This window comes from Oleiphilus sp. HI0117, assembly GCF_001635235.1.
Genome location: NZ_LWGA01001318.1, coordinates 20,825 through 27,548, shown reverse-complemented (window position 1 = coordinate 27,548; position 6,724 = coordinate 20,825). Strand labels below are relative to the sequence as shown.

At 45.4% G+C, this 6,724-nt stretch carries 7 protein-coding genes; 5 read left to right on the top strand and 2 right to left on the bottom strand.

The window, feature by feature from the left end; translation table 11 throughout:
* A partial coding sequence (locus A3757_RS22890) for a UvrD-helicase domain-containing protein (protein WP_156506506.1) occupies positions 1–662 on the bottom strand: 662 nt, incomplete at its 3' end.
* Between the two features lie 168 nt (positions 663–830).
* Between A3757_RS22890 and A3757_RS22885 the strand changes: the two genes are divergently transcribed.
* Genes A3757_RS22885 through A3757_RS22865 form a run of 5 tightly spaced genes read left to right on the top strand, consistent with a single transcriptional unit; the run spans position 831 to position 4,641 of the window.
* Complete coding sequence (locus tag A3757_RS22885; protein WP_068515975.1) at positions 831–1,535, top strand: ankyrin repeat domain-containing protein; 705 nt, start codon at positions 831–833, stop codon at positions 1,533–1,535.
* 10 nt (positions 1,536–1,545) lie between these two features.
* On the top strand, positions 1,546–2,373 hold the full coding sequence (locus A3757_RS22880; RefSeq protein WP_068509595.1) for a DUF2914 domain-containing protein: 828 nt from the start codon (positions 1,546–1,548) through the stop codon (positions 2,371–2,373).
* Positions 2,373–3,146 carry an ElyC/SanA/YdcF family protein gene (locus tag A3757_RS22875; protein WP_082865018.1) on the top strand — a complete coding sequence of 258 codons (774 nt, stop codon included), beginning with the start codon at positions 2,373–2,375 and terminating at the stop codon, positions 3,144–3,146. The genes A3757_RS22880 and A3757_RS22875 overlap by 1 nt, the downstream gene beginning before the upstream one ends.
* Before the next feature lie 18 nt (positions 3,147–3,164).
* Entirely contained in the window at positions 3,165–4,187 is a 1,023-nt protein-coding gene (gene hemH, locus A3757_RS22870) for a ferrochelatase (protein ID WP_068515972.1), read from the top strand.
* Between the two features lie 40 nt (positions 4,188–4,227).
* Complete coding sequence (locus A3757_RS22865) at positions 4,228–4,641, top strand: copper chaperone PCu(A)C (RefSeq protein WP_068515970.1); 414 nt, start codon at positions 4,228–4,230, stop codon at positions 4,639–4,641.
* 9 nt (positions 4,642–4,650) lie between these two features.
* Here the strand turns inward: A3757_RS22865 and A3757_RS22860 are convergent, their stop codons facing one another.
* Positions 4,651–6,690, bottom strand: a complete 2,040-nt coding sequence (locus A3757_RS22860; protein ID WP_068515966.1) for a TRAP transporter large permease subunit — start codon at positions 6,688–6,690, stop codon at positions 4,651–4,653.
* Between the last annotated feature and the right edge of the window lie 34 nt (positions 6,691–6,724).

The window sequence follows — 6,724 nt, the reverse complement described above, 5'->3', positions numbered from 1 at the left end:
TTGCTAACAAGCTTTTCTAAAGAGGGATTTTGCTGAATAGCGATCACGGTATCGTAAAGCATATCCGTGTAGCTGATTCTGGCGTTGTGTTTTCGCCAGCTTTCGAAGACATCAAACAATTGAGGAAGAAAGCCGAACTTATCGCTCAAATCAAGATCATAGAGGGTTTGTTGAGGTGACAGCAGGCCATTTTTAACGGATTCGATAAACTGGTGGCCTGCTTCAACGTAATCTTTCTTATTACGTTTGGCATCTTTAAGGGCTTCGGAATCAAGTATTTGATTTAGCATTCGCCAGATATGAAAGTCGATCTCCTTATCACTGAGGATTTGTTTATTAAATGGTCGCAGTTGCCCTTCTTGAATAAAACGTTGGTATAGCCGATAACCCATCGCATGAAAGGTTCGCACCTCGGGAAGGCGGCTATGGTGGTTACCGATCCGTCTTAGTTTGGCGGCAAAGTCGGTCTTTGCTGCTTTGTTGAACATTAGGATGAGAATTCGCCGTGCATCATGGCCCTGGCTCAATAGATATACTATCCGATGAGCTAGGGTCGTTGTTTTACCGCTGCCTGCGACAGCAGTGACCACATAATGAGCAAGGGGTGATTCTACAACCTTAATTTGCTCGGGGGTCAGGGTGATATCTTGGCTTGGATGCATGCAGTGAATACTTGTTAGCGGTGACTTATTTTGGTGGTAATTGATACAAATAAAGTGATTGCCAGGCAGTGCTTTACTGGGGCTTCAAATTACATGACAATGGCGCCTTGGTGTAGCGTAGAGTTAACTTAAGACTCTCTCTCAACTCAACAACTAAGAACTGACTATATGTACTATCGCTTAATGATACTATTCATTGCAGGGATGTTGATAGCATCGTGTAGTGTTATTTCCGGAAATGATGAGCAAACGGAAGCAATTCTAAGCCGTCTGGACCTCAGTCCTCAAAAGGTTCCTGCTAAAACGCCAATGATGCTTGCTGCCGAACGGGGTGATAGCAGTGCTTTAAAAAAGGCATTTTCTCAAGGTGGTAAATTGAATGCTATGGCACCCGAAGGAACGGCATTTTCCTTGGCTCTCAGTAATGGACATGCGTCGATAAGTCGTATCTTGTTGACGGCAGGGAGTCAGTGGCAGGAAGGGTTTTCATTGGGCGACTCTAGTGCGTTGATTGAAGCGGCAGATCAGGGCTTTGATCAGATCGTGAAAATGCTTATTGTAAGAGGTGTATCATTGGATCATCGAGATAAAGAGGGTTATACAGCTTTAGCAAAAGCAGCGATAAAGGGCCACCTAACGACGCTAAAAATACTCATTAATGCCGGTGCTCAAGTTGACGCATACCCTTTGGGGCGTTCGGTGCTTATGCATGTTGTAGAAGATAACAATATGTTGATTTCCCAGCAGCTAATAGCTGTTGGAGCGGACCTGAATTATCAGGATGATGACGGTGATACTGCTCTGAAAATTGCTCGACGAAAGGGCTTCTTTGATATTGATTTAATGCTTGTTCAGGCAGGCGCACGGCCATAGAGAAAAACAAATGAGCTCAAAAAGAAAGATAGCACTCGGACCTTTGCCCGAGCAGCGTGAAGACTATAGCCATTATGAAGAGAGTTTTGTTCGCTGGGACCGCATCGTAGGGTTTGGCTTGCTTGTGTTAGTCGTGCTGGTGTTGCTTATCAGTTTATCCACTGCCAACAAGGATGATGCACTTGATTTTGATGAGGCTGAGACACCACTAGATAGCAGTATCAAGGAGCCGAAGATAGCGGTCATAGAAAAAACAGACGATCCTGACTCTGTAAAGCAGGCTTCACCAAAGCCCGAAGTAACGGTGCCACCTTTGGGAGAGTTAAAGCCAGAGGAACTAGCGCAGCTTGTGAGTACACCCAAAGTTGTTGAAGAGCCTAAAGAAATTAAAGCCCCGGCACCTGAAGCTAAGCCTCTTGAGACAGACAGCGATGAAAGCGTTAACGCTCAGCCTGCAGTCAAAATTTCCGAGGCGAGCCCAGCTTCTGTCCTGATTATAAATAGCGCCATAAAAGAAGCTGTGCTGAGCCTAAGTATTAAGAATGATGTTCCAGGAGAACCCTTGCAGCATCGTGTCGTAATGCCTGAATCCGGGCTGATCAAAGTCATCCTGCATACTGAGATGCATGGCTTGCGAGGCGCTACACTCTATCATCACTGGTATCGTGAGGGGGTAAGGCAGGCAAAGGTGAGGATCCCGGTAAATGTTGCTAAACAGAAGTCCTACTCAAGTAAGTTTATTGATAAACATATGCTGGGTGCTTGGCAGGTGAAAGTGTTGGACGCTTCAGGTGAACTTTATATTCTTGCAGACTTTGAGGTTGTTAGCGCAAACTGATGGATATCTTGTTCGGCCTAAAAAAGCTGCTAGGTATGTCGTTAATGTCGGTACCGCTTATCTTGATCGGTTTACTGTTAGCAGGTTTTTTCTATCGAAAGCGTTATGTAAAGCTAGGCAGAATACTCAGTTTATTCAGTATTACTGCTTTATTTATTTTGAGCCTTTCACCGGTGACGGATGCTTTGATCAGGCCTCTTGAGTCACAGTATCCCGCCTACCAAGGCCAGCCCGTAGATTTTGTTTTAGTGTTAGGTGGCGGGCATTCAACAGCGAATGAGCGACCTTTAAGCAGTCTATTGAGCGGAACCTCATTAAGTCGGTTGACTGAAGGCTTGATGATTTACAGAGCAAATCCCGGGTCAAAGTTATTACTTTCTGGCTATCATGGGGATGATATTGAATCTCATGCTAAAGCGGCATCACGAGTGGCGATAGCCCTTGGAGTACCCGAGAGCGATATTTATTTGGCTGAAGAGGTAAAGGATACGGCAGAAGAGGCCAGGCATTGGGTTAAATTTATAAACGGTGCCAAATTTGCGTTAGTGACGTCAGCAATGCATATGCCCCGTTCTGTCTATTTGTTTAAGAAAGAAATCACTTTGCAGCAAGGCGAGACTAAGTCATTGCTTGCTTCGCCAACAAATTTCAGGTCATGTGAAGTGAATTGCTTAGGCTGGCGAAGCTGGATACCAAAGTCACGAAACCTGGCAAAAACCGATGCAGCGTGGCATGAGTACTTAGGCTATTTATGGGCGCGCTTAATAGCATAACGTTTGGAAAATTGATTTATGGGTTTAAAAGCGGGAAAAGTTTATCCTTCTAGCGAAGGGAAAGTTGGTGTATTAATCACTAACTTAGGTACGCCAGAGGCGCCAACAGCGAAGGCTTTGAGGCACTATTTGTCAGAATTTTTATCTGATCCCCGCGTTGTCGAAATTCCACGGCTAATTTGGATGTTTATCCTGCATGGTATCATTCTTAGAGTGCGGCCCAAGAAGTCGGCTCATGCCTATCAGACGGTATGGGCTGAGCGCGGTTCTCCGCTTAAATATCATACTGAAGATCAGCTTACAGCCTTGCGACAGGCTGTTAATTCAGGCGCAGAGAAGCCATCCATATTGTTCGATTATGCCATGCGGTATGGTGAGCCTTCTATTGCCAGCCGACTTGACCAACTGGCGTCACAACAATGCGATAAGCTTTTAGTGCTTCCTTTATATCCCCAGTATGCCAGTGCCACAGGTGGCTCAACATTTGATGCAGTCGCTAAAGATTATGTTTCCCGCCGCCAGATACCAAGCTTGCGTTTCGTGGCTAGCTACCATAATTACCCACCCTATATTGACGCGATTGTCGAGAGTATTCGTGAACATTGGAAACTGCACGGACAAGCCGAAAAGCTGCTTTTGTCTTATCATGGTTTGCCTAAATTTAGTCATGATAAAGGCGACCCTTACTATACCCAGTGTAATGAAACCAGTCAGTTGATTGCTGAGGCGCTTGAATTAAATGGTGATCAGTATATGACCGTTTTCCAATCACGCTTTGGCGCTGCAGAGTGGCTGCAGCCGTATACTGATGAAACGCTAAAATCCCTCGCGAAGCAGGGGACACGCTTTGTGCAGGTAATTTGTCCGGGTTTTTCTGCAGATTGTTTGGAAACTATCGAAGAAATTGGCGTAGAAAACAGGGACTATTTTCTTGAAGGTGGTGGCGAACGCTATGAATATATTCCGGCCTTAAATGCCAGTGAGGCGCATATCAAGGTGCTGGCAAGTTTAATAAATGAAAACGTGCAAGGTTGGTTGTAATGTGCAGGTCTTTGCAAGCGAGCTAAGGTAATAGGAGTTGATGATGAACTTTTTTAAAATTGCGGTGATGGCGGTATTATTGATTGCCGGTCATGCCCGTGCAGAAATAAGCGTTGAAGGTGAGTGGGTGCGCTTATTGCCGCCGATGGTTAAAACCACTGCAGCGTATATGACCCTAACCAGTTCCATCGACGATACGCTGGTTTCAGCTTCAAGCCCTCAGGCATCCATGGTTGAGTTACACCTTTCCTCAATGTCTAATGGGGTGATGTCTATGGATCATGTTGAAGAGATTGCGCTGTTGAAGGGACAGCCTTTAAAGCTTGCACCAGGTGGTTACCATCTGATGCTAATGGGCTTAAAGGCAAGCTTGAAGGAAGGTGATACTTTCCAGCTGCACTTACAGTTTGCCAAATCAGGTGAGCTAATTGTTAACGCTGAAGTTAAGCAATAAATAGCCTGTTTAGTAAAACATAAACGGCGTAAAGGCGACTAATAATAAGGTGGTCGACATCACCATTAGCGGTAACAAGATACGCTCATGGCGATAGTAAAAACTATCGCCTTCACTTAGTGCCAAATCAACCTCCTGACTACCAACCACTTGCCGTGTTAACAAATGGTTCAAAGAGACCGGTGGGCTCAGGTAACCCAACTCAAACGCTACCAGGCAGGTCATCCAAAAATGTATAGGGTTAATTCCATGCTCATAAGCTAGCGGTGCGACAAGCCCTGAGACCAAAATCAGAGCACCAAAAGGGTCCATCACCATGCCCACAAAAACCAGAAACAAGACTAAAACCAGCATGGTTAGATAAACTGACTCAAAGCCTTCGGGTATGGATAAACCACTACCGCTCCGTTCTAGAATGCCGCCAATCGTAAAAGAGCAAGCCATTAGCATCAGTAGCGCGCCAATTTGCACCGAAGAATTGCCAATAGCATTGTTAAACGCCGATACGATATTGGGGCTAACATTCAAGGTCTTATTTTGCTGCTCAAAGTCCCGGCTGAACTTACGTTCATAAATAATAAAGGCGAACATAATAACGGGGAGGATAATCGGGGCTGAAAATTCATCAAGATAGGCATTCAACAATACGGCGTAAATCAACATGCTGAGCGCAATAATGATGATATAAGGAAGCAGTGCTCGAAACTTTGTAATAGAAGGCTGAAATGCTTCGCTAAAAGGTGCGATGCTTAAAGGCCCACGTCGAGTCAGCATGGCAAACATAAAAAACACTGCAAGCGTTAGCATGAAAACCCGGCTTCCCCAATAAAACAAATCATCACTCAAGACTTCTTTGTTGAGAATGGCAATACCGATTACCAACAGGCAGGGCCTTAATACAACGCCTGAGCTTCCGGTCATTGCGGTGACCGCCAGTGCAAGCTGACGCCGAGTACCAACACGCCTCAACTCCTGATAAACCACAGCACCCATGGCAATAATGATAATACCTGAGGCCCCTGTATAAGCAGTTGGTACAGCCATTAATGCGATGGCGATGCAGGCCAGTATTTCAGGGGGAAAGTTCCAGGGTTTAAAGACATCAAAAAGCTTCGCGCCAAGCAAGGTCTCTTTAAGCAGCATTCCGACCCATATATAGAGAGCGATCGTCAGATGTAGATTAGTCAGTTGGAATATCTGAGTAAAGTACATGCTGATGCCAGGAGCATGCTCTTCGTTGACAAAAAAATGATACGCAGCTGCCAGAAGCATCCAGGTTTGAATGGGAACTGTAAGCACCATTCTAAAGGGAGAAGTGTTTTGTTTACTTAGGTGCCGGGTTTTAAAAAGCTTGATGAAACTCACTAGACTTAGCACGGCGCTACCGACAATAAGCGTAGCAAGGAGTTCGGGTGAACTAAGGCTTGCTCCAGCGTCTTCTGCGTCCTTATAAAATCGATAGCTGGAATAAAACAAGCTCAGTGCCGCGAGTGTTTGCGCAGCATAAGAAAAGTAGTGTTCATGCTTGTTTCGAATGCCTCTGAAGGCAATATGCTCATTGCGCCAGGTTGCGTAGGTGGCACATAGGAGTAGCAGGATGATCAGCATGGATTTTTGCTGGTTAATTGAAAATAAGCTGATTTGAGCGAAGGAAGCTTCGATGCTCGCGAAGGCTCTAACCCAAATGTCTGTTTGCGCCAGGTAGGTTTGTGCCGCTTGGTGTTTACTTTGGCAGACCTTAACTTGCTTTAGTAGAGAGCTACGTGCAGCATCGCGGTTAAACTCGTCAGCGAGCAGCTCAAAGTCCTGGTTCTCGGCATTGAATTCGCGCTCAAGTTCATCCAGTTGCAGCTCTATATCAGGCTTTGGGTTGCATTCAGGCTTAGGCTCTTCTCCACGTAGAATGAAGTAGTCATCCCACAGATAAATTCCTAGTTTGAGCATTTGTGCATTAATGTTTTCGCTGGTACCTGCTGTTACCGTGCCGAGTAAAAGTATCAGAACAGTCAGCGATAGACAGCGCTTGAGCCAGCGGCTTGCTACGTCCATAAGAATCGTTTTTGTTATTTTACGATTATGAAAC